The sequence below is a fragment of the Candidatus Binatia bacterium genome, assembly GCA_036382395.1.
Classification (GTDB): domain Bacteria; phylum Desulfobacterota; class Binatia; order HRBIN30; family HRBIN30; genus JAGDMS01.
The window spans coordinates 18,070-42,131 of record DASVHW010000109.1; the positions used below are offsets into that span (position 1 = coordinate 18,070).

Sequence of the window (24,062 nt, forward strand, 5' to 3'; positions counted from 1 at the left end):
CCTGACGAGCCGGTCGTGCCCCGGCGCCGGCGGCTCGCCCTCGTGCTGCAGCGGGAGATCGGTCGCGTCCTCGGGCCGGTGTGGATCCCCGTACTGGGCGGGCTGCTGCGCTTGTGGTTCGGCTACCGTATCGAGCGGTTGGCCGACACCCGGCGCGCGTACCGGCGCATCTGGCGTGAAGTCGACGGGCCGTTGCTGATCTGTGCAAACCACCTGACGATGATTGACTCCGCCATCATCGCCTGGGCGCTCGGGTCTCCGTGGTGGTACGTGCGGCACTTCTCGGCCCTGCCGTGGAACATGCCGGAGCGGAACAACTTTGCCCGCTCACTGCTGGCGCGGATGCTGGCTTACATCATGAAGTGTCTCCCGGTGACCCGCGGTGGGCCGCGCACCGAGGTGATGCAGGTGGTGCACTCGTTCATTGCGGTGTTGGCGAACGGCCATGTCGGTCTGATCTTTCCGGAAGGTGGCCGGAGCCGGACGGGCCGCGTCGACATCGAGCGCGCCGCGTATGGGGTCGGGCGCATCGTTCGTGAGCTACCGGGCTGCCGGGTGCTCTGCGTGTATCTGCGCGGCGCCCACCAAACAGACTTTTCGGACCTGCCGGCGCACAACGAGCGCTTTGGTGTTGCGGTGCGGCTCATTGCGCCGACATCTGCGGTCAACGGCCTCCGCGGCGATCGCGAAATCACACGGCGCATTGTAGAAGAGCTGGCGGATATGGAGCGGCAGTACTTCGATGGTCGGTAACGACGTGGTCGATCTCGCGGATCAGGACTGCCAGCCAGGGAGAACTCACCCGCGGTTCGACCGCCGGGTGTTCAGCCCCAGTGAACTGTGCCTGATCCAGACTAGCTCGGCGCCGGTACGCATGCGCTGGACCCTTTGGGCCGCGAAAGAGAGCGCCTACAAGCTGTTACGTAAGCTCGATCCTAACCTCGGGTTTGCACCGTCCCGGTTTGTCGTGCAACTGGATCGTGTGGCTCGCGCTGATGTCCGCTTTCTTGGCGAGGTAGACGGTGACGGGTCGACAACCGGAACCGTCGTGCGTGGTAACCGATGCGTATCCTTCCGTGCAATCGCAGACGCTGAGGCACTCCACGTCATTGCGACGTGCCATCGCGGGCAGAGCCGGCGGCTGCTGGCAGGGGTGGCGGAGGCAAGCGCCGAGTCTCCCAGCAGCGCTGTGCGGCGCATGGCGATTGCTGCGATCGCAGCGGCGCTGGGTGTGGCCCCCGGAGAACTGAGCGTCGTGCGCGAGGCGCGGATACCGCGGCTGCGGCGAAATGGAGAGCCGGTGCCGATCGATTTGTCATTGTCGCACCACGGTCGCTTCGTGGCCTTTGCCGCCGTGGATTCTCTTCGATGGAGCGCGGCGTGACGCGTGGTCCGATCCACTGCCTTGGCATCGTCAATCGTGGCGAGGCCGCGATGCGCTGTCTGCGTGCGGTCAAGGCGCTGCGGGCCGCGGAGCGGAGCACGCTGAGGGCACTCGCATTATACACCGAGATCGACCGTGATGCGCCTTTTGTCCGGCACGCCGACGTGGCGGTCGCGTTGCCGACACGCGGCGGTGGCGTCGGTGCCTACCTCGATCACGACCGGGTCATGGATGCGCTGCGACGGGGCGGAGCGGACGCCGTGTGGCCGGGATGGGGTTTCGTGGCAGAGGATCCCGACTTTGCCGATCGTGTGGTGGGCGAGGGCCTGCGGTTTCTGGGGCCGAGCGGCGCCACCATACGAAAGATCGGCGATAAGATCGCCGCCAAGCGGTTGGCGCAGCGCGCCGGTATCCCGGTGGCCGCCTGGAGCGGTGGCGAAGCTGCGGACGCGGATACGGCTCTGCTGCATGCTCGCGATTTGGGCTACCCGCTAGTCATCAAAGCCGTGGCCGGGGGTGGAGGACGCGGCATTCGCATGGTCACCGCCGAGGCCGAACTCGCGCCGGCCTTTCAAGCCGCCACGGCAGAATCCCATGCTGCCTTTGGTGACGGCCGACTGTTTCTCGAACGACGTATTGTGGGTGGCCGTCATATCGAAGTCCAGATCGCCGGCGATGCATACGGTCGCGTGCTCGCGCTCGGGTGCCGCGACTGCTCGGTACAGCGCCGCCATCAGAAGGTAATCGAAGAGGCGCCACCATCGGGCCTGTCGTCGGCGGAACTGGAGAGGTTGGAAGCGGCGGCGGTGCACTTGGCCATGCTCGTCGGGTATTGCGGCGTCGGCACCGTCGAGTTTCTCGTGACCGCGGCGGGGTTTTATTTTCTCGAGGTCAACCCGCGGCTCCAGGTCGAGCATGGGATCACGGAAGCCACCACGGGAATCGACCTGGTGCAGCTGCAGATTCGTATCGCGCGTGGTGAGCCGCTGCCAGCGGTGGCGCCGCCGTGCCGCGGCGTGGCCATCGAGGCGCGTGTGTGCGCGGAAGATCCGGATGCCGGTTTTCTTCCCGCTCCCGGGCGTGTCGTCCGTTTCGATCCGCCGCTCGCCCCGGCGGTGCGGGTGGATACCGGCGTTGTGGCGGGCAGCATCATCCCCGCCGATTTCGATTCGCTGGTTGCCAAGGTCATTGCCACCGGTGACACGCGGGAGGAAGCGCGGGTGCGGCTGGTGTGCGCGCTCAGCGACCTCGAGCTGGTGATTGCTGGCGGCGCCACCAACAAGGGCTATCTCCTCGATCTCCTCGCCGCGCCGGAGTTCTGTGCCGGGAAGATCGATACCACGTGGCTCGAGCGCTGGGCCGCCGTACGGGCGCGTGACCAGTTTGCGGTCGAGGCGCTGATGGTGGCCGCAATTTTAGCCTACCAACAAGCCCGCCATGCGGCGCGGTTGAATTTCTACGCCGACACGGCGAATCTCCTGCTGTGGCGTGTGCCGCCGTCAAGCGGGCAGCAAATCGACCTCCGATACAGCGGTGAGCCATACCAGCTGCAGGTGTTTGCCCTCGGCGCCTGGCGCTATCGTGTTTGTCTCGATGGGCGTGCCGTCACCGCTACGCTGCGTGAAGACAGCCCGCATGCGGCGCGACTGGTGCTGGGCGCACAGAGACTGCGGGTGCTGTACGACGTCAGCGAGGCCAGTGTGCGGGTGGAGGTCGAGGGACGCCCGCACCGTTTCGGAAGGCAAACCGCCGGCCAGGTTTGTGCGGGCACGCCGGCGCTGGTGATTGCGCTGCACGTTCGACCCGGTGACCCGGTGGCGGCGGGGCAGCCGATCGGCCTGCTGGAAGCGATGAAGATGGAGCTCGCCGTGCACGCACCGGTAGCTGGGGTGGTCAAGGAGGTCCGCGTGCGCCAAGGCGAGCAGGTGGCGGCCGGCGACGTGCTGCTGGTGATCGATCCCACCGCGGACACGGCCACCGACGAACCCGGTGCGCAGTTGCGGCTGCCTGACTATCCCGACCCGCTCGCGCTGTTCTTCCCGCTGGACGCGGGCGAGCCGCCACAGACGCCGGACTTTCGGGCAGTTGATTGTGCGGAGGCGGCAGCCCGGCACGCCGCTGTCGCCGCCGAGCGCGAGGAAATCCGGAGTCTCCTGCTTGGTTACGACGCCGACGCTCACCGCGGCGAGCTGCTCTTGTCCCTGCTCGACGCCGCGCTGCCGGACGGGTTGTCCGAGACCTTCCGGCGCGAGCTGGCGGAGATTCGGAACGAGTTGACCGCATTCGCGGACATTGAGCAGCTGTTCATTCGCACCCCACGTCTGGCCGCATCGGGCGTGCTGCGGCCGTCAAACGAGGCGCGGCTGCGCACCTTTGTCCGCCGCCTGCGGGCGGGCGGCGCGGGTCTAGCCGAAGGCTTTCTGGCGCTGTTACGGAAGGCGCTACGGCATTACGGGGTTCCGGATCTTTCTCCGAGCGATGTCCTGCAGCGTGCCTTGCTGCGGTTGCTGGCGTCGCAGCGTGCGTCCGAGTTGCGCCACCGCCTGGTGATGGGCGTCATGCGCCGCGTGGTTGCACTGGCGCGCTCTGGCGTTGCGCTCGACGATGACCGTGCGCTGGCAAAGGCGCTGGCGCGCATAGCGCGCATGCGCGGGCAGGTGCCCGATGCCTTGGCCGACGCTGCGATTGAAGCGCAGCATGTCATCTTCGAAGCCCCGACACTCGAGCGCCAACACGCCCGCCGGGGACAGCCACTGTCCGCCTGGCTCACGGGGGCAGAGGCTTCTTTCCGCGAGCCGCCCGAAGCCGTGCTGCGCCAGCTTGCCGCCGCGCCGCGCGCCGTCTTCGCTCGCGTGGAGGGGTGGTTCGACGATACCGATCCGCGCCGCCGCGCCGTGGCCGTGATGGCCACCTTGCGGCGACTGTACCCTGCGAGCGTTCCTCTGGCAGGCGTGGCGCCGCCTCGACGCCAGGCTGCGGTGCAACGGATCGAGTTCCCCGACGCCCGCGTCATCGTCGGCGGCGCGTGCGACCGCGAGGCCGTCCGTCAGACGCTCGAGCGGCTGTGTGACTGGGCATCCCGCGAGACACTACCGCTGGAGGCGATCGAGCTGATCGTGATTGCGCCTGTCCTGCAGGCCCTGGTCGACGCAGAGACCGGCCATGGTAAGAGCCCTGGGCCTGACGAACCGGACGCGTTCTCGGAGATCGCCCTGCTGTCCTCCCTGCCAGCGCGCCGTTTGACGGTGACCCTGCTGACACCCGGCGCAGCCATGGTACACCGGACGTTTGTCGCATCACCGCAGGGTGTGGTGGAGCGGCGCGATCTCCACGGCATACACCCAGAGACGGCGGCTCGCATTGATCTCGACCGCCTCGCCCGCTTCGATCTTGAACGCCTCGACAGCTCGGAGGACATCTACAGTTTCTATGGTCGAAGCCGTGAGGTACCAGGCGACGAGCGGGTCTTCGTCCTGGCCGACGTGCGGGGACCGCTCGAGGACGAGCCGGACGCGTTCCTCCAGGTGGCGACGTTCGAGCGCGCCTTCGATGCGGCCACCCGGGCACTACGCGCAATCCTGGGGACGCGCGATCAGCGGCGGCGCTTGCACTGGAACCGGATCGCGCTGTTCGTTGCACCCGAGGTCTCGCTCGATGCGGCGACGGTCGAGCGCATGGCGCGCCGTTTGGCCCCGGCCACGCGGCACCTCGGATTGGAGAAGGTTGTCGTGCGCTTGCCGGTGATCGATCGCCATGTCCTGGGCGAGCGCGCACGCACGGTTGAGATCGTCATCGCCGATCCCACCGGCAGCCGCATAGCGACTACGTGGCGCGAGCCGCATCGGGAGCCGCTGCGGCCAGCGAGCGACTACGAGCGCAAGGTGGCGGAGGCCCGGCGGCGCGGGGTGATCTACCCGTACGAAATCCTGCGTCTGCTGACTGGCGGTTCGGGTGGAAACGGGCGCTACGATACGACGGCTGGGGACTTACCGAGCGGTAGGTTCGAAGAGTATGACCTTGACCAGACCGCCGTGCCTGTGGCGGCCGTCAGTGTCACCGGTCGGCCGTACGGACTGAACACCGGCTCGGTAGTTTTCGGGATCATCTCGACGCCGATCGACAAGGTGCCCGAGGGCATGCGGCGGGTGCTGCTTCTTTCCGATCCCACAGTCGGCATGGGCGCGCTCGGCAAGGAAGAGTGCGACCGCATCGTAGCTGCCATTGATCTCGCCGAGCGCTTACGGCTCCCTGTGGAGTGGTTGCCGGTGTCGAGCGGCGCGCGCATTGCAATGGACAGCGGGACGGAGAATTTGGACGCGACGGCACGCGTGGTGCGCCGCATTGTCACCTTCACGCAGGCGGGCGGTGTCATCCACGTGATCGTGCATGGCGTGAACGTCGGTGCGCAGAGCTACTTCAACGCACTCAGCACGATGCTCATGCACACGCGTGGCGTGCTGATCATGACCCCGGGTGCCTCGATGGTCCTGACCGGCCGTGCGGCGCTGGAAGCCTCCGGGGCGGTCTCTGCGGAGGACGAAGTCGCGATCGGCGGCTTCGAGCGGATCATGGGGCCCAATGGGGAGGCGCAGTATTACGCCCATAGCCTGGTCGACGCCTACCGCATCCTCTACCAGCACTACGGTTACACGTATGTGGTTCCGGGCGAGCATGGGCCGCGGCCATGGGCGACCACCGATCAGACAGGTCGCCCCGTGACGGAGATGCCGTTCGATCCACAGGACGGCCAGGAGTTTCGCACGGTGGGGGACGTCTTCAACGACGGTATCAACCCGGGACGCAAGCGGCCGTTTGCGATGCGTGCGCTGATGCGGGCCTTGATCGATCAAGACGGCGGCCAGCTCGAGCGCTGGCGGGCGATGACCGGTGCGGAGATGGCGATCGTTTGGGATGCGCACCTCGGCGGGCATCCCGTCTGCCTGATCGGAATCGAAAGCCAGAACCTGCCGCGCGAGGGCTACCGGCCGCTGGACGGGCCCGCCACCTGGAGCGGCGGCACACTGTTCCCGCTGTCGTCGAAGAAAGTGGCGCGTGCGTTGAATGCTGCCAGCGGCAATCGGCCGGTGGTGATCCTGGCAAATTTGTCTGGCTTCGACGGCTCACCGGAATCCATGCGCAAGCTGCAGCTCGAGTACGGCGCCGAGATTGCGCGCGCGGTGGTGAACTTTCAGGGGCCGCTGCTGTTCGTGGTGGTCTCCCGCTACCACGGCGGGGCCTACGTGGTGTTCTCCCAGGCGCTCAACGACCAACTGTACGCTGCGGCGCTGGAGGGCTCGTACGCCTCGGTCATCGGCGGCTCCGCGGCAGCTGCGGTGGTCTTCCCGCGCGAGGTGCGGGCGCGCGCGGCGGCCGACCGACGCATTGCCTGGCTCCGCATGACCGGCGCGCCGCGCGAGGCCCTCGAGCGGACAATGGAAATCGTCATGCTTGAGAAGCGGGCAGAACTGGCCGCCGAGTTCGATGCGGTGCATACCGTCGAGCGCGCCCGAGACGTGGGCTCGCTCCAGAGCATTATTCCCGCCAGCGAGCTACGGCCGCACCTGATCCGGCTTCTGGACGGAGGGACTAGATGAAGTAGTTGTCGGCGGAGTAATCATCTCCCTGCCCGCGTGGTTCTGGGGGGCCTTGGCGGGGTAGGTCGATATGGAAGACGGTCCCATGCGGCTTTCGGTGTGTAAAGCGGATGCCACCGCCATGGGCCAGGACGATTTGTTTGGCGACGGCGAGGCCGAGGCCCGTGCCTTCCGCTTTGGTGGTTTCAAACAGCCGAAACGGTTCCACCGTGTCGGAAATCCCTGGCCCGGTATCCTCCACGGAAACGCGAACGGTTTCCGGGGTCAGCACGCTCACCTGGATGCTGACACATCCCGGACCGCAGTCGATCGCTTCGATGGCGTTCTTGACGAGGTTCTCGATCACCCGCCGCAGCTGTGCCGAGTCTGCCCGGATCTCTCCCACGTCGTCCGTGATCATGTTGATGTCGATTGTCCGGGCACCGGCCAACGGTTGCCAGAAATCGAGCACCTCCTGCAGCAAGTGTGGGAGATGGACGGCGTTCAGCTCCAAGCGCGGTTCGCGGGCAGCGGCCATGAACTCCTTCACCAGCCCCTCGAGCCGGCGGACGGTTGTAAGGATCTGCTCGGCTGGCTTGCGCACCGCGTCGGCGGGAGACACCTCGCCGGACTGGACGCGGCGGAGGAGCAGCTGTGCCTGCATCGACAGCCCCGCCAGGGGATTGCCGAGATCGTGAACGATCTGGGCGGCGATGGCGCCGATGTCGGCCAAGCGCTCTCGCTCGCGGCCCAGCTTGTACAGCTCAGGGGTTGCGGTTTCCGCGCGCCGTCGCGTCGGCATCAGCGGCTCTCCCGTTCTGTTCGGTCACCGTCAAGGCAGCACGACTTTCCGTGATCCCCGACCGTGGACTCCGATCCACACCCTCTACCGCGCATCATTGTTGGCTGTCCGTCCCGACGGAACCCATAGGGATGCTCGTACAGTTGGTGGCGAGTTGTCAAGCGAACTTATGCCCGCCGTCATGCCGACCCTCCGCCGATCATCCCGAGAAGAAGTACGGCGAGGTATGGGCGACGTGTCGAACAAATCTTTTCAATCGCGGGGCGGCTGAACCGTTACCCGCAAAGGTGTGGTGCGCGCAGCCATGAAGGCGCGCACGTCAACCTCCGGTGGCAGGGCATAGCTGACGGATTCCAGCTGATGGAGTCCCGCACCGACTTGTTCCCATCGATCCAGGCGGAAACCGACTCCCGGCTCTTCACCAGGCACAACTTCGGGCGGGTTTGGTTTCGTGCTCTCCCCGTAGAGGAGACGGTGGCGAACGGTTGCCAAAGACGGGCTGACGCCCATCGTTTGCACCAAGGTTATCTGTGAACCCCGCAACGCAAACCATGAATCGGCGGAATCGTTCAGGGCAGCTTTCTCTTTGGTCATGGTGCCGTCGATGGCGATGGGCGCTGGCGAGCTCGGGGCCAACAGCGACCAGCCCCTGAGGTCCCTGAAGTCAAGGACAACGCGCACGGCGATTCCGCCGAAGAAATAGCGTGGTGGAAAATTCAACCGGAGACTCACCGGTAGCTCGGCGAAGTCGCGATAGAAATAGGTATAGGATCCGAAGGTCGGCGAGCGGATGCCCCACCCGATTCGAACCCATTGCCGCTGGCGCCGGATGACCCGGATCGGTCCTTGCCGCCAGGCAATGAACTCGGTGCGCAGATCGCTTTCGTCGCGCGAGAAGCGGATCAGGCCCCAGAGGAACGTGGCCGTTGCCCGCACCTTGAGCCGATCCAGGAGGTTCGGCCCGTCCGGTGTGTCACCACTTGGCCCTGCCACCGCCAAATAGTCGGGCACGCCGTTGTTGAACCCGAGGCTGACTCGCCGTCCGCGAACGCGATCGGTGGCAGGATCATAGCGGACATAGTAAACCTCGGAGCGCGGGGCCGCGTGCGGAAACGCAACCAGGTATGCCCAACGGGGTGTGCCCGACAACGGGTCATGCACCGTAATCTCTACGGCGGGCCAACCCGGGAGATCGGCACGTCGCGCCTGATCGCCGGCGTCGGTGGCCATGAAAAGGAGGAGGTCGTTGTGATCGAGCACTCCGGAGGCTTGACCGGCGTTGGGCTCCGGCCCTTGGTCGAGCACCCAATTGCCGGTGGCGTCGCGCTCATCGATCTGAAACGGGATTGCACGGCACGCGGTCCGAACGCAGGAGACCAGCGTCAGCTGATCGAGGCGGTGACCATCGAGCATCCCGAGGTCGCTACCCGCTACACGGACAACCTCGCTGAGCCGTACGGCAGGATCACCCAATGCGAGCGCGGTGCTGAGGATGCCGGCGACTGCCACCAGCGACACGCACCCGCAGGTTGCGAGGCGTGTCATTCCGCCTCGCCGAAGCCGCACACTGCAGAAATTGCTTGACAATGGAATCGGGGCTCGCATATGGGAGCGCAGGCGCCAATCGGTCCCTATTGTATCATTCGGACGACGTCGAGTCGGAGAGGAGGTCCTGATGGCACGGAGTGGAGTGTGGTCTTGGCGGGTCCTAGGGTTGGTCATTGGCACACTGCTACTCTGGCGCGCGCAGGCTCCCGCGATTCCGTTGGACAAAGATGAGACCATCAAATTCGAGGCACGGACCTACGTCAACGCACGCGTCGGCACACAAACTACGCAGGACGGACCACCCGATACAGCGGACACTGTGCTCAGTAAAGGCACTTTCCCACACTCGGCAGCGGGGCACCTGAGGCAGAACCGTTTGTTCATCGAAGCGGAGATCAACCACGATCTCACTCGGATGGTCAAGACCGTGGGCTTGTCGGACTATCTGCCGTTCAAGGTGAAGCGTCTCGCTTACCATCTTACCTTCCGCGGCGAGGGAGAAGGCTTGTATGACTGGGGGCCCTCTGAGTACAGCACCGCCAGTGAATTTAAGAAGGCGCTAATAACAAAGGCACCTCTTTTCGTTGTGAAGAACCAGGCCTTTGTCGATGTTCTCGGCAAACGGCGCGAGCTACGGCAGCTCGGGACCGATCGGGAACGGCTGTTTCAGGCGTATATCGAGGGCGACACGGGTAACTTGTTCTGGCGGGTGGGCCGGCAGGTCCTCTCCTGGGGCGAGACAGACAGTTTTCAATTGTTGGATCATATCAATCCCATCGACAATAGTTTTGGCGGCTTCATGATCCCGCTGGACGAGCGCCGCGTTCCCCTCGATATGGCGCTCGCCAATTACTACATCGGGGACTTCGGTCCGATCAGCGAGATGTACCTGGAAGGGTACGTGGCGGTTGACAACAAAGTCGGATTCGATCCGGGTACGCCGGCAGGTTCGGCCTGGACCCTGCCTAGTTTGGGTGCCCCGGACAATAACACCCGAACCTTCATCGAAGCGCCCGCACGGACCATCGGTGACGCACGTGGAGGATTTCAACTGAAATTCAACGCGTTTGACGCCACCTTCAGCCTGGCGCACTACTACACGTACTTCGATACGCCGGCGCTCCAGATTGTCACGCACCCGGGCAGCGGGCCCGGCGGCAGGACTCCAGGCCTCTTCGCTGCCTTCAACGACGGACTACCATGTCCCATCGATGTTAATCATCCCGAACTAGGGAACGATCCAACGAACCCCTTCATTTGCGGCGCCCCAACGCGGGCGTTCCAGACGGCTCCGAAGGTCCAGGTTTCGGGTGCAGCCACAACCTTTGCCGTGCCTCGGTTCTATACCGTCGTGCGTTCCGAGTTCGCGTATTTCAAGGACGAACCAGCCTTCACCCAAGGGCAGCTCGACCCCTTCATCTTCAACCCGCTGAACGGAAAATCAGCTAATCCCAACCCGACTACGACAGGCGGGCGGGTGACTCGCGATTCGCTCAATGCCGTGCTCGGCCTCGATTCAAACGTGTGGGTTCGGTCCATCAACCCCAACCAAACGCTTCTCGTCTCGACGCAGTTTTTCTACAAGCATATCAATGGCGCTGCTCCTGGCGGTCCCATCTTTCTTCCGAACGGTCAGATCAATCCGAACCGGGAGGTTCTGCCGGTTAATACGGCATCGTACGGCCCAACCTACGCGGGCAGCACTTATAAAGGACTTGGGCCAGTTTTCGTGACGCAGCCCGCCGACCAGTTCCTGCACACGCTGTTCATCGGGACGTCGTACCGTAGCGGCACGGTCAATCCCGGTGTGACGTTCTTCTACGATTGGGGCGGGGCCATTCTGTACCAGCCCGCTCTCACGATCAGCCATGATCCCTACCGCTTCACGGTCAACTACACCATCATTGATGCCCACACGTACAAGGGCGGAAGCGGCGTGAGCCTGCTGAAGGACCGTGACAACGTCGAATTCCGTTTCGAATACGTAATCTGATGATGTTGGTCATTGTGTCGGCGACTCCGCAGCGCAAGACTCACGGCGAAGGGTGATCTCGGCTCCGAGTGTGCACTGAAAGAGGGCGTATGCTGAGGCATGTACTTTTCGCCATCGTGGTCGCAGCGGTAATAGGTAGTGTTCGTTACGGCGCTGTGGCCGAGCCGTTGCGGGCAGCGGATCTCCGGCAAAATCTCTTCTCCAGTTGCTTCGTCAGTGATCAAGAAGGCTGGGTGATCGCGGACCTCGGCCGGACATTCCATACGGTGAATGGTGCGAAGACTTGGGAGCGACAGGATTCGGGCACGAAGCGCGCCGCGGTCAGCATTACCTGCCCGGACAGGACCCAATTGTGGGCGGCCGGCCAGGTGGGGCAGATCTGGCACTCCGGCGATGGCGGCACCACGTGGCAGAAACAGACCAGCGGCACCAAGCGACAGCTGCTGAGCATTGCCTTCGCGAATACCAAGCGTGGTCTGGCTGTGGGTGACTTCGGGACGCTGCTGTGGACCGATGACGGCGGCACGACCTGGACCAATGTCGCGCTCCCCACGAACATCAAGTTGCCTCCCGATGTGGCCGAGGTGGTTGACCCGGGAGACGTAGTGCTCTCCGGAATCTCCTTCGCTGATCCGGAGCATGTCTGGGTCGTGGGCGAGTTCGGCGTCATCTTGGCGTCGATCGACGGTGGTCTGACCTGGCACTCGCAGGACAGCCCGGTGCAAAGTACGCTGTTCAGTGTCTTCTTTGCTGATCAGCAGCGCGGATGGGCGGTCGGGCTCGAATCCACGCTCCTTCGTACGTCCGACGGCGGCAGCACCTGGCAGAAGCAAGAGATCCAGACGCCGTGGGGCTTCTCGCTCTCTCTCTTCGACGTAGCCGTGCGTGGCGCGTACGGATGGGCGGTCGGGAACAGTGGGTTCCTCTTGAACAGTAAGGACGCCGGGGTGACCTGGGAGTTGGTCAAAGTGCCCGTACAGATGGGAAGCAGTTGGCTGCGGGCGTTGAGCCTGCTTCCTGATGGGCGCGGCTTCATTGTCGGTGCCGGTGGTTTGGTCCTGCTGGCGGATCGCGACAAGTTCACGCCGTTGAAAGAGCGCTTCTAGCGATCCCGTCAGGAGGTTTTTCTCAGAATGATTCCGCAGCGATGGATTGAAGCGTACCTGCGGTTCCTACTCCGGAATCGTCGCGGGGTGGCGATCCTGGTTGCCGTCATGACGGCGTTCTTCGCGTACTCAATGAAGGACCTGCGGCTGCACACCGACTTTTTCGATTTCTATCCCCGGCGTCACCCGTACATCCAGTTTTACAACGAGTTCCGGCGCATGTTTGGCACCGCGAACGTCATGAACGTGATTCTCGAGGTGAAGAAGGGCGACATCTACAACCCCGAGACCCTGCAAAAACTCGATCGCATCACCAAGTTCATGATCAACACCAAGGGGGTGGTGCCGTACCAGATCCTCTCCATCGCCCACCCGGCGGTGAACAGCGCCACGGTGACACAGGGATCGGTGCAGGTCCGCCCCGTTTTCTACCCCGGGGTACCGAAAACCCAGGAGGACGCGGAGCGAGTCCGCTTTGCCGTCTATGCCAACCCCAACATTCGCGGAGTCTACGTGTCCCACGACGATACCGCCGCCGTGGTCAACACCGGATTCTGGGAAGAGGCGCTGGATTTTCAGTACCTGCATGACCGGATGATGGAGCTGAAGCGGGCCGAGGAAGACGCGAATCACACCATCTATATTACTGGCTTCCCGTGGCTGTACACCTCCGTGCTGCAGTACGCACAACAGCTGAAGTTCGTTTTTGGGTTCACCTTCGTGGCGCTCGGGTTTCTGCTCTACGCGTACTTCCGCACCTGGACAGGCATTTGGGTGCCCATCTTCTCCGGCATTCTGTCGAGTATTTGGGGGCTGGCGATCGCCGCGCTGCTCGGATTCAGTGTCGACCCCCTTGTGCTGGTCATCCCGATCTTCCTGACCGCGCGGGCACTCAGCCATTCGGTGCAGTCGATGGACCGCTACCATGAAGAGTTCTACCGGTTGCGGGACAAGCATCAGGCAATCGTGGTGTCGTACTCGCACCTCTTTCCACCGGCCATCGCTTCGATCGTTGCCGATGGCGTCGGCCTGCTGATCGTTGCGGTGGCGCCGATTCCTTTGATCCAGAAAGTGGCGATCTTCGCCAGCTTCTGGGTTGTGTCGATGTTCATCAGCGTCGTGACCCTGCATCCGATCATCCTTTCCTACATCAACCCCCCGCCGCCACCGGACGCACACGCACAGCAGAGCACGGGACCGCTGAGTGTCGGAACCGCAACGGCAGTGCTCGGCGGGATCATTGCTGCGGCTGTGGTGGTCAGCTGGATGGCTCTGGTCGATGGGCGATGGGCCTTTCTGGCCATTACGCCGATCATTGGATGGTACTGGCTGACCTATTCGGAGCGGATATATCCCGCCGTCACACAACTCGTCATCAACGCCAGCGAAGGCTCACGGCGTTGGGTGGTGATTGGGATCACGGTGGCTCTGTACCTCGTTCTGCCGATATGGGGGTGGACACTCAAAGTCGGCGACATGACTCCCGGCGCGGCGCTCCTTTTTCCAGATCATCCGTACAATGTTGCCTACAAGAAGCTGAACGAGAAGTTTTTGGGGGCCAGTCAGCTGATCTTGATCGCGGACGGCATGAGGCCCGACGGGATGAAGGGCGAGGGCGCACTCACCGCCGTCGATGAAATGGCCGATCACATGCAGTCGGTCAGGGGTGCCAGCCGGACGATTACGATCGTGGATATCGTCAAGCAGCTCGAAGGGCTGCAGCACGACGGCGACCCGAAGTGGGCGCTGGTGCCGGTCAATCCCAAGGAGATCAGCCAGGTCATCTACCAGTTCCAGCAAAATGCGGCGGCGAACTCGCTCAACATGTTTCTGGACAGCAGCGGCCGGTACGGCTCGGTGATCACGCTGTTCCGCGACTACTCGCACGACATCATCATGAACTCGATTGCCCATGCCAAGGAGTTCGCCGACCGGTACACCGGCGGCGAAGTCCGGTTCCGCTATGCGGGCGGCCTGTTCGGCATCCTGGCCGCGGTCAATCAGGCGGTCGAGAGCTCTTACTGGATCAACCTCGGCCTCATCTATTTCGTCGTGACCTTCTGCCTCTACCTCACCTACGGCTCATGGTACGCGGCCGGGATACTGATGATCCCGGTGATTCTCTCGCAGCTTGCGGCCGAAGCGCTGATGGTGCTGATCCACATCGACCTCAACGTCAATTCCCTGCCGATCGCCGCTGCTGGGGCCGGTGTCGGGGTGGACTACGGGATTTATCATTTCAGTCGGATGATCGACACCTACGACGAGATCGGCAAGCTCGATGAGGCCGTGGACTACGCCACGGCGACGACCGGCAAGGCGATCATTTTCACTGCCACCACCATGGTTGCCGGCACGATCTTCTTCTGGCTTTCCGATCTGAAATTCCAGGCCGAAATGGGGTTCTTGCTGGCGTTGCTGATGACCTTCAACACCCTCGGAGGCTTGGTCGTGGTGCCGGCGTTTGTGAAGGCGCTCCGTCCCGGCTTCCTGGTGAACCGCAAACCGAAAGCGGTAGTGCAGGAACTGGCGGCGGCAAGTTGACGGACGGTTGGACGAATATGGAGGTTGCATGATGAAAATCACGAAGTGCGCTCTGTCTGTATGGGTCTCCTGTGTGGTAGCCGGCACGCTGTTGTTCAGCGGTGCGGCCGGCGCGGACGAGAGCAAACCCTGGGTCCTCGACAGCAACAATTGGCAGCTCGGTAAGGATCTGCTTCCCGAGGTCATCTTGAACCGGGTGAAGAGTGGCGACTACTCGTACAAGGTCGTGCCCGTGGACCCGGAGAAGTTCCACCAGAATTACTCGAAGAAGTTCTGGGACGCCAGCGAGGCCAATGCCGGCAAGTACGACATCGAAACCAAGTACTGTGGCTTGAAGGACGTCAAGACCGGCAAGATGCCGGACTTCTATTTCGGGTATCCGTTTCCGAAGATCGATCCCAAAGACCCCAATGCCGCGTGCAAGATGGCGTGGAACTTCTCTGCCGCCAATCAGATGGGAAATGGTCAAGGCGCAACCTTCACCATCAACGGCGTGGACAGCAGTGGGGAATTCAAACGCCTCAAGCTGTTTCTGCACACGAACTCCTTCCTCGGCCGCTCCGCCGGTCCCATCCCCAATCCGGAGAACCTGCGCGACACTACCATGACGGACCTGCTCGAGCCGCAGGACGTTGATGGCGCCGCGGGGTTGACCAAACGGCCCAATGACTGGACCTCACAAGACCAGATCTGGTTCTACCTGCCCGCGACGCGTCGGGTCCGCCGGGTCAATTCCGCCACGCGCTCTGACCCCGTTGCCGGTCTCGACATCTTTGGGGACGACGTGAACTGCTACAGCGGCAAGGTCGAGTACTACAAGTGGAAGCTGGTCGGTGAAGGAAATGTGCTGGCCGCGGTGCTCAGTCCGTATCCCCTGGTGCAGAAGCAGGTCAACCCGACCCGCTGGGAAGTGGACATCCCCTATTTCAAGGCGGCGTACGAGACTCCCGGAGCCAAGGGGGCGCCATGGCTCATCGTCGATAACCTGCAGATGGTCCCCCGGCCGGTGTGGATCATCGAAGGTGAGTCCGAAGATCCCTACTACAACTTCGGCAAAGTCGTCATGTATATGGACAAGGAAATGTACCGCATCTGGTGGAAGATGGTGCACAACCGTGCCGGCGAGTACTTTTACAACGCCATGTGCGCTTACCACTGGTCGAAAAACGCGGCCGGTGATACGGCGGTGACGCCGAACATGGTGGTCGGCGTGAACGACAAGACGAATCGTTCCGGGATAGGCGGTCGCTACAGCTCACAGTTCATCGAGACGAAATTCGACGACGACTACTTCACGCTGCATCACCTGACGCACATGTCGGACTAGCCGTAAATCGTAATCGAGAATCGTGCTCGGCTGCGCCTCGTCAGCGAGCACGATTCCCGATTACGTGGTTTCGGGGAATTCCGTTCGCAGCCAGCGGGCGATCCAGCCGTCGTTCTCGCGCTGCCCGATCTTTTCCAGCGCGCCTTGGTCGAGCCACATGCCGCGGCAGGCGGTGCATTCCTTGACCTCTACGCCGTGGAGGCTGCGCTCGTGGAGACGCTCGCCGCACTTCGGACAGCGCATGTGCGCCGCTTGCTTGAGTACGGCTTCCGTTTCGCTCTCTTTCACATGGCGCAGCTTCGCCACCATCTCCCGGTCGCGCTCGGCGAAATAGACATCTTCCCGCGCCCGTTCGACATCGCGCAGCTTGTCCCCGAGGCGATCTTTCTCATTTGTGGCCATCGTTTCGCTCCTCGCTCCAGCGGCTGTTGGCGGCGCCCAGCCCTCATACCATCACCGTAGCTGCGCCGGATCTGGTTTGTCAACGCACCCTTCCCTGGCTATGGTGCACGTTGAAATGCGGACCGCGCGCAGGCTGACGCGCCCAAATCGGGCCGACGCAGAAGCCCCGGCTGGCTGCGGGGTTCCGGCATGATCCCGCTACGCGACACGATTCCGTCGGCACGATTCCCGTTCGTGAACGTGACGCTCATCGTTTTGAACGGGGTGTGCTTCCTGTACGAGCTGAGCCTCGGCCCAGATCTCAGCCACTTCATCTACGCTTTCGGACTGGTCCCGGCGCGGTTGCATACCCTCTCCGTCGCCGGCCTCGGCGTTCTGCTCAGCAGCATGTTTCTGCACAGCGGCTGGCTGCACCTGCTGGGCAACATGCTCTTCCTCTACATATTTGGCGACAACGTGGAGGATCGCCTGGGGCACGCCCGTTACCTGATTTTCTACCTGCTCAGCGGGGCGGCCGCCGGTATGGCTCAGGCGTACGCCTTGCCCACCTCGACATATCCGATGATCGGGGCCAGCGGCGCGATCGCCGGGGTCACGGGGGCCTACTTCCTCTTCTTCCCGACCGCGCGTGTGGTGACGCTGGTGCCGATATTCTTCTTCTTCCAGATCGTCGAAATCCCGGCCGTGGTCTTCCTCCTGTTCTGGTTTGTGATGCAGATTTTATACGGCCTTGTGACCGTGTCAGCCGCGGGGCGGGTTGCGGGCGGCGTTGCGTGGTGGGCGCACATTGGCGGTTTCGTCTTTGGAATGATCGTGGCGCCGCTGCTGGCCCGCACGACGTCTCGACGCCGGATGCCGCCAGCAGACTTGCCTTGGGGCGATTGATGATTATGTTTCGCGCGTATGAATATTAGTCGCTTTACCGAAAAGTCACAGGCTGCCTTGCACCAGGCCCAATCGATGGCCACGCGCCGGAGCCACCAGGGAGTGGATGTGGAACATCTCCTCCTGGCCATGCTGGAGCAAGCGGACGGTCTCGCGCCTGCCATCTTGGAGGCGGCTGGGGCCAATGTGGGAGCCCTCAAACAGCGCATCAGCCAAGAACTCGACCGCCTGCCGCAGGTCAGCGGTCCCACCGGCGCCCCTGAACAAATCTACGTCACCCCGCAGCTCAATCGGACGCTCACCCGCGCGGAAGAGGAAGCTGCCACCCTGAAGGACGAGTACGTCAGCCTCGAGCACCTGCTGCTGGCCATCATCGATGAGGGTGGGCGGACTGCGAAGCTGCTGAGCGATCAGGGCGTGTCCCGCGAGTCGCTCATGGCCGCGCTGCAGAAGATCCGAGGCGGCCAGCGCGTGACCAGCCCGACCCCCGAGGCGACCTACCAAGCCTTGGAGCGTTACGGGCGCGAGCTGACCAAGCTTGCTGCCCAGGGCAAGCTGGATCCCGTCATCGGCCGCGACGAGGAGATCCGGCGCGTCATCCAGGTGCTGTCGCGGCGCACCAAGAACAACCCCGTGCTCATCGGCGAGCCCGGTGTCGGCAAGACCGCGATCGTCGAGGGGTTGGCGCAACGCATCGTGCGCAAGGACGTGCCGGAGGGGCTGAAAGACCGCCGCGTCGTTGCTCTCGACATGGGAGCCCTCATTGCCGGGGCCAAGTTCCGTGGCGAATTCGAAGAGCGCCTGAAAGCCGTGCTCAAGGAAGTACAGGATGCCGGGGGCGAAGTCATCTTGTTCATCGACGAGCTGCACACCGTCGTCGGCGCCGGCGCGGCCGAGGGCGCGATGGACGCCAGCAACCTGCTCAAACCCATGCTGGCTCGCGGCGAGCTGCACTGCATCGGCGCCACGACCCTCGACGAGTACCGCAAGCACATCGAGAAGGATGCGGCCTTGGAGCGGCGCTTCCAGCCCGTCCTGGTGGACCAGCCGTCGGTCGAGGATACCATCTCGATTCTGCGGGGTCTGCGTGAGCGCTACGAGGTGCATCATGGCGTGCGCATCAAGGACAGCGCCCTGGTGACGGCCGCTGTGCTGTCGCAGCGCTACATCACCGACCGCTTTTTGCCCGACAAGGCGATCGACCTGGTCGACGAGGCGGCCGCCAAGCTGCGCACCGAGATCGATTCCATGCCGACCGATCTGGATGAGGTGTCACGGCGCGTCATGCAGCTGGAGATCGAACGCCAGGCGTTGAAGAAGGAAACCGACAAGGCCTCTCGCTCCCGCCTGGAGAAGCTCGAGAAGGAACTGAGTGAACTGCGGGGCGATGCCGATGCCTTGCGGGCTCGCTGGGAATTGGAGAAGGGCGCCATCGGGCGACTGGGCGAGCTGCGCCGGCGCATTGAGGAGACCAAGGTCGAGATCGACAAGGCCGAACGTCTGTACGATTTGAACCGCGTCGCCGAGCTGAAATATGGCACCCTGGCGCAACTGGAGCGCCAACTGGCAGGCGAGGAGCAGGAGCTGGCCAAGAAGGAAGGCGGCACACGGCTGATCAAAGAAGAGGTCGACGAGGACGACGTCGCTCAGGTGGTCGCCCGTTGGACCCGTATCCCCGTGACCAAGCTCCTGGAAGGGGAGATGCAGAAGCTCCTGCATCTCGAGGAGCAGCTGCACAAGCGTGTCGTCGGGCAGGACGAAGCGGTTACCGCGGTGGCCGATGCGGTCATTCGCGCGCGTGCCGGCATCAAGGACCCGAATCGTCCGATCGGATCGTTCATCTTCCTCGGTCCCACCGGCGTGGGTAAGACCGAGCTCGGCCGAGCCTTGGCCGAGTTCTTGTTCGACGACGAGGCCGCGGTCGTGCGCGTCGACATGTCCGAGTACATGGAGAAGCACACCGTGGCACGCTTGATCGGCGCACCGCCTGGGTACGTGGGGTACGAGGAAGGCGGCCAATTGACCGAAGCGGTACGGCGCCGGCCGTACTCGGTCATCCTGTTCGACGAGATCGAAAAGGCACACCACGACGTCTTCAACGTCATGCTGCAGATCCTCGACGACGGACGGTTGACGGACGGCCATGGGCGTACGGTGGACTTCAAGAACGCCGTGGTCATCATGACGTCCAACATCGGCAGCCAACTCATCCTGAGCTACCGCGGCGGCGACGACCCGGAGTCCTACGAGCGTATGAAGGCGGAGGTCCTGGAGGCGTTGCGCCAACACTTCCGGCCGGAGTTCCTCAACCGCGTCGATGAGATGGTCGTGTTCCACAGCCTGACCCGCGAGCAGCTGAAGCAGATTATCGCCATCCAGCTCGGCCGCCTGCGGGCGCGTCTGGCGGAGCGCAAGATCGAAATCGAGCTGACCGACGCCGCGCTCGAGCATTTTGCGCACGCCGGATACGACCCGGTCTACGGCGCCCGTCCGCTGAAGCGGCTGCTGCAGAAGGAGCTGGAAACCAACCTCGGCCGCAAGATCGTCGCGGGCGAGATCCACGATAGCACCCGCGTGGTGGTGGACTACCAAGGCGGCGCCCTGCGCGTTACCAGTCAGCCGGTAGCCGAAGCGGCGTGATGTCGTGATGCGGGATGTGTGATTCGGTATTGTCCGAGCAAGACTCACGAGCGCGATTCACGGCCATGCACAAGATCCATTATTTCCAAGTCATGTTTCCCAGGCTTGACGACCCCCATCTGCCTGCCCGGGCGTAATCATCCCGGCATCCCATTCGCCGCCGGCCTGCCCTTCGTATATCCCAGGAATTCGCCCCAGGCGCGTGCCGTCAGCCCCAGGAGAACAAGGGGAGACGAAAGAACAAAGGGACGGAGATGGACCCTCGATCGAACTACACGCCAGGCGATCACGGAGAACAAGAGCAACGGTAGGAATCCAGCAGCGAGCGCCGCGGTAACGCGTTTCCGAATTGAGAACTTCTTTTCCTGTGCCGTGACGGTGGCGAAGCATCGACGATGTTCAACGACGTGCCGTAGAAATTCTCCCAAGTCGTGCCGGGCCGTGTGGAAGACTCGAATGCCGGGAACGAAGAGGACCGGGTGGCCATCCTCCGCCATCCGCCAATGGAAAACCGTATCCGAGCAATACGTGCCCTTCAGGAACGGTCCGTATTGTTCGAAGGCGCGGCGCTTGATGGACAGGCCACACCCAGCCATTTGGGGGATTTCACAGCTTGTCGGTCGAGGCAGCCAAAGATTGAACTCGCAGAAATAATAGGCCCACGCCAGCAGGCTCTCCGGCGTGCCGTTTTCGATGACGCCTCCCACCGCCCAATAGGGCGATTGATGCGCCCGAACAATCTGCTCGATCCAGTCGCTCTCGACGAAGCAGTCGGCATCCAGAAAAGCGATGATGTCCGCTCGGGCCAGGACGAGCCCCTGGTTGCGTGCGTCTCCGCAGTATTTCCGTTCTGCGAAATGCCGCAGGCGCACAAACCGAAACCGCCGCGCCACGGCGTCGGTGCCATCGGTGGAACTGTCGATCAGGATGACTTCGAAATGTCTGCTCGTCTCCTGCTTCTCCAACGAAGCCAAACACCTTTCAATGGCGTTCCTCTCGTTGAAAGAGGCGATCACGACGGAGACATCCGGACGGGGTTGGGCCTCACTCATTGTGCAATGGCAACGCCGGCCTGGGGAAGAAGAAGGCCTCGGCGATGGTCTCGCGGCTGCAATCGCCGCCCTCGTATGCATAGCTGCATTCGCGGCAGAGCGGGATCTGGTTCCAGCCCTCGCGGAACTGGCGCCGCAGGCGGCGGTAGGGCTCGTCGGACCAGATCTCGCGGAAAGTTTTTTCGCGCAGATCGCCCAGCGGGTATTTCTCCCGCGGGTCGTAGGTGCAGGAGCAGACGACCCCATTCCAGTGGATGCTGGGATGATACCAGGGATGCTTACACGGGTTGCGCTTGCGGCGGATGCGCGAGTCCATCGCGTCTCCCTTGAAGCGCCAAAACCGGCGATCCAGCGGCAGGTAATCGCCGTGCTTCTGCCCCTCTTCGTCGGCGGCGTAGGGGTCCTGTGAGCACGGGTTGAGCGTCTTCAGGGTCAAGGCGTCCACCCCGAGGGACCGCGCCAGCTCCTCGAGCTGCGGAATCTCGTGCTCGTTGTGCCGCATGACGATGAAGCGGAAGTTGATGAACGGCTTCTTGTACCCAAGTACCTTTTTCCGCGCCACGACTGTCCGGATTCCCTCTAGAGCCAATTCGAGTTCGCCCCCTTGCCGGAAATGCTCGTAGCTCTCTTGGGTGATTCCATCCACGGCGAAGATGAGCGTGTCGAGGCCGGACCTAATAACCTTGTCGGCCTTCTCCTGCCTGGCGAACAGGTGCCCGTTGGTGCTGGAGATGGTTCGGATCCCTTTCTGCCCGGCGTAGGCGATCATGTCGAAGATGGCCGGGTTCATGAATGGCTCGCCCCAGTCCCAGAGCAGGAGGGTGAAAATGTACTCCCCGACCTCATCAAGGACCTTCTTGAATGTCTGAAACTCCATATGCCCCTGCGGTCGGTCCAGACCCGTCGTCACCGGGCAGAGGGTACAGGAGAGGTTACAGTGGGCGGAGGGCTCCACCATCAGGTGCGTGGGCCAACCCCACGGGTGCGACGGCTTGAAGTGAACGGAGGCTTCCACCAGGCAGGCGTTGACTAGCTTCTTGAGCGGCAGCCGTTCGAAGTCGTAGGGGATGCGATCCGCGTAGATCCGCAGGCGTCGCGTGATCAGCGCTCCCACGGCCTGCCCCGCGAGGGTCATGAAGTTCGTTCGCACGACACGTCTCATTTCACCGGTGCATGAAAGGTGCAAGCGTGCGAAACACGGGATGCAGCCGACGGTTGGCAGTCAGATGGCAACAGAACTCGCAATCGCAGCGCGCCGCGAGGTCCTTGAGCCCCTCGCGGGTCAGCGTCCGCCGGCGGAACTCGCGGTAGGCGGGGCCGTTCCAAATCTCCTGAAGCGAGTTGACATGAAGGTTCCCCATCGCCAGATCGCAAGGATTGCACGGCGCAACGTCGCCGTTCGGTTTGACGCGCGCATCGATCCATCCGATGTAGCAGGGGAATGCGTTCCAGACCGTGCTTCCGGCGTCATAGCGGCGCATCAAGTCATCAATGTTGTGCTGCAGCGGTCGCCCGCGCAGCCACGTCCGCAGATGCCCGAGGGAGCGGCGGAACGAAACCTCCTCGTCCGCCGTCAGCGCATGCGCACCAAATTTCCCGCGATGGGTGAACAACGGAGAAAAGGAAATGCCATCACAGGCCGTCGCCAGGGCCAGTTCCGCGAAGCGCTCGACTTTCTGGAAGTCGTGACGATTGATGGGGTGATGCAAGACGACGCGCGGCCGCTTTTTCCCCTGTGCCGATTTCTGCGAGGAGAGGAGTTGCACGCCGCGGACCACCCTGTCGAACATCGTGGCAGGAGTTCCCGGATGATTCCGTTGGTAATCGTCGGGGGCACTGGCCCACAGGCTGACCTGGATCTTGTCGAGCCCCGAAGCCACCAGCGAGCAGGCCATTTTCTCATCCAGCAAGGTCCCGTTGGTGACCAGGAACACCTCCAGCCCGGCGGCCTTTGCGGCGGAGATGATGTCGATGATGCGTGGATGTAACAGGGGTTCGCCCTCGCCAATCAAAACGAGCCGCCACGCACCCAGCGATCTCAGTTGGTCACAAAGCCGGAGGACCAGCTCATACGGCATGTCTTGCATGCCCCCACCGTCCGACTCGGACTTCATCTCGGGAGAATGGAACCGACAACCGAGACAGCGGAGATTGCAGCGCTGCGTCACGTCAATGGTGACGTAAAACGGGCCTGCCCCAGCACTGTCGCCCGTCAAGACGCCACGAACAAACCGGATCGCCTGGAAAGCCTTTCTGATTCTCCCTGACGAAACGCTGTTGTTGGATGGTCGCATACGGCGAAGCACCGGCTGTGGGATGGCGCTGCGTTTCAGGCGGCGCGGTTCGGCACCGCCTGGGAGGTGAGGTCGCCGAGTGCACACAGGGCGATGATTGGCGTAACCACGGCGCCGAGGAGACCGGCGTAGATGGCCTTGAAGATGACGAAAGGCCAGAAGTGTACCTGGTGAAAACCGGCGGCCGACAGGAACACGACAGTCAGGGGTGCGAAGAGGACAAGACACGCCGCGCCGAAGGCAACCCCGCGGAGGAATCGGCCGGCCGGTAGTCGCCCGAGGATCGGGTGTGACGCGCGGCGCCAATCCGGTGCCGGGAAGCGGCCGCGAGCCACTTCGCGTCGTGCCAGGCCGGTCACGATCAGACAGGTGATGAACGGCAGCAGGAAGCAGGTCGCAAACGTATCTCCGGCGATACTTTCCTGGCCCCACAGCGGTACGGCGACCAGGTGCCGGAACAACGCCCAAGCAATGATCCCGTTCAGCACAAGGTTCACGACTCCCCCACCCAC

General features: G+C 63.1%; 16 protein-coding genes. 9 read left to right on the top strand and 7 right to left on the bottom strand.

Annotated features, from left to right (window positions below; all coding sequences use genetic code 11):
- Window positions 1–15 precede the first annotated feature (15 nt).
- Genes VF515_05200 through VF515_05210 form a run of 3 tightly spaced genes read left to right on the top strand, consistent with a single transcriptional unit; the run spans window position 16 to window position 6,978 of the window.
- Window positions 16–753 (top strand): lysophospholipid acyltransferase family protein, encoded by a 738-nt coding sequence (locus tag VF515_05200; protein HEX7407032.1) that lies wholly within the window; start codon window positions 16–18, stop codon window positions 751–753.
- Window positions 743–1,384: a 4'-phosphopantetheinyl transferase superfamily protein gene (locus VF515_05205; protein ID HEX7407033.1), complete on the top strand. Its 642-nt coding sequence runs from the start codon at window positions 743–745 to the stop codon at window positions 1,382–1,384. Before VF515_05200 ends, VF515_05205 begins: the two co-directional genes overlap by 11 nt.
- On the top strand, window positions 1,381–6,978 hold the full coding sequence (locus VF515_05210; protein ID HEX7407034.1) for a carboxyl transferase domain-containing protein: 5,598 nt from the start codon (window positions 1,381–1,383) through the stop codon (window positions 6,976–6,978). The genes VF515_05205 and VF515_05210 overlap by 4 nt, the downstream gene beginning before the upstream one ends.
- Here VF515_05210 and VF515_05215 read toward each other — a convergent pair.
- Together VF515_05215 and VF515_05220 are read right to left on the bottom strand one after the other, a co-directional pair.
- Window positions 6,971–7,759: a HAMP domain-containing sensor histidine kinase gene (locus tag VF515_05215; GenBank protein ID HEX7407035.1), complete on the bottom strand. Its 789-nt coding sequence runs from the start codon at window positions 7,757–7,759 to the stop codon at window positions 6,971–6,973. The genes VF515_05210 and VF515_05215 overlap by 8 nt on opposite strands.
- Before the next feature lie 252 nt (window positions 7,760–8,011).
- Window positions 8,012–9,304: a hypothetical protein gene (locus VF515_05220; protein HEX7407036.1), complete on the bottom strand. Its 1,293-nt coding sequence runs from the start codon at window positions 9,302–9,304 to the stop codon at window positions 8,012–8,014.
- A 130-nt stretch (window positions 9,305–9,434) separates the two neighbouring features.
- On the opposite strand from VF515_05220, the gene VF515_05225 reads away from it, so the two are divergent.
- From VF515_05225 to VF515_05240, 4 genes are all read left to right on the top strand, one after another.
- Window positions 9,435–11,300, top strand: coding sequence for a DUF1302 family protein (locus VF515_05225; protein ID HEX7407037.1), 1,866 nt, complete (start codon window positions 9,435–9,437; stop codon window positions 11,298–11,300).
- 89 nt (window positions 11,301–11,389) lie between these two features.
- A complete protein-coding gene (locus VF515_05230; GenBank protein ID HEX7407038.1) occupies window positions 11,390–12,406 on the top strand; it encodes a YCF48-related protein in 1,017 nt (338 codons plus the stop codon).
- 27 nt (window positions 12,407–12,433) lie between these two features.
- Complete coding sequence (locus VF515_05235) at window positions 12,434–14,950, top strand: MMPL family transporter (GenBank protein ID HEX7407039.1); 2,517 nt, start codon at window positions 12,434–12,436, stop codon at window positions 14,948–14,950.
- 28 nt (window positions 14,951–14,978) lie between these two features.
- Window positions 14,979–16,277: a DUF1329 domain-containing protein gene (locus VF515_05240; protein HEX7407040.1), complete on the top strand. Its 1,299-nt coding sequence runs from the start codon at window positions 14,979–14,981 to the stop codon at window positions 16,275–16,277.
- 60 nt (window positions 16,278–16,337) lie between these two features.
- Here the strand turns inward: VF515_05240 and VF515_05245 are convergent, their stop codons facing one another.
- Window positions 16,338–16,679, bottom strand: coding sequence for a zf-TFIIB domain-containing protein (locus VF515_05245; GenBank protein HEX7407041.1), 342 nt, complete (start codon window positions 16,677–16,679; stop codon window positions 16,338–16,340).
- Between the two features lie 189 nt (window positions 16,680–16,868).
- Between VF515_05245 and VF515_05250 the strand changes: the two genes are divergently transcribed.
- Both VF515_05250 and clpB read left to right on the top strand, forming a co-directional pair.
- Window positions 16,869–17,564 (top strand): rhomboid family intramembrane serine protease, encoded by a 696-nt coding sequence (locus tag VF515_05250; protein ID HEX7407042.1) that lies wholly within the window; start codon window positions 16,869–16,871, stop codon window positions 17,562–17,564.
- An 18-nt stretch (window positions 17,565–17,582) separates the two neighbouring features.
- Entirely contained in the window at window positions 17,583–20,204 is a 2,622-nt protein-coding gene (clpB, locus tag VF515_05255; GenBank protein ID HEX7407043.1) for an ATP-dependent chaperone ClpB, read from the top strand.
- Between the two features lie 137 nt (window positions 20,205–20,341).
- Here the strand turns inward: clpB and VF515_05260 are convergent, their stop codons facing one another.
- From VF515_05260 to VF515_05275, 4 genes are all read right to left on the bottom strand, one after another.
- Window positions 20,342–21,337 carry a glycosyltransferase family 2 protein gene (locus VF515_05260; GenBank protein HEX7407044.1) on the bottom strand — a complete coding sequence of 332 codons (996 nt, stop codon included), beginning with the start codon at window positions 21,335–21,337 and terminating at the stop codon, window positions 20,342–20,344.
- On the bottom strand, window positions 21,249–22,406 hold the full coding sequence (locus VF515_05265) for a radical SAM protein (protein HEX7407045.1): 1,158 nt from the start codon (window positions 22,404–22,406) through the stop codon (window positions 21,249–21,251). The genes VF515_05260 and VF515_05265 overlap by 89 nt, the downstream gene beginning before the upstream one ends.
- Before the next feature lie 13 nt (window positions 22,407–22,419).
- Window positions 22,420–23,550 carry a radical SAM protein gene (locus VF515_05270; GenBank protein HEX7407046.1) on the bottom strand — a complete coding sequence of 377 codons (1,131 nt, stop codon included), beginning with the start codon at window positions 23,548–23,550 and terminating at the stop codon, window positions 22,420–22,422.
- A gap of 35 nt (window positions 23,551–23,585) precedes the next feature.
- A partial coding sequence (locus VF515_05275) for a hypothetical protein (protein ID HEX7407047.1) occupies window positions 23,586–24,062 on the bottom strand: 477 nt, incomplete at its 5' end.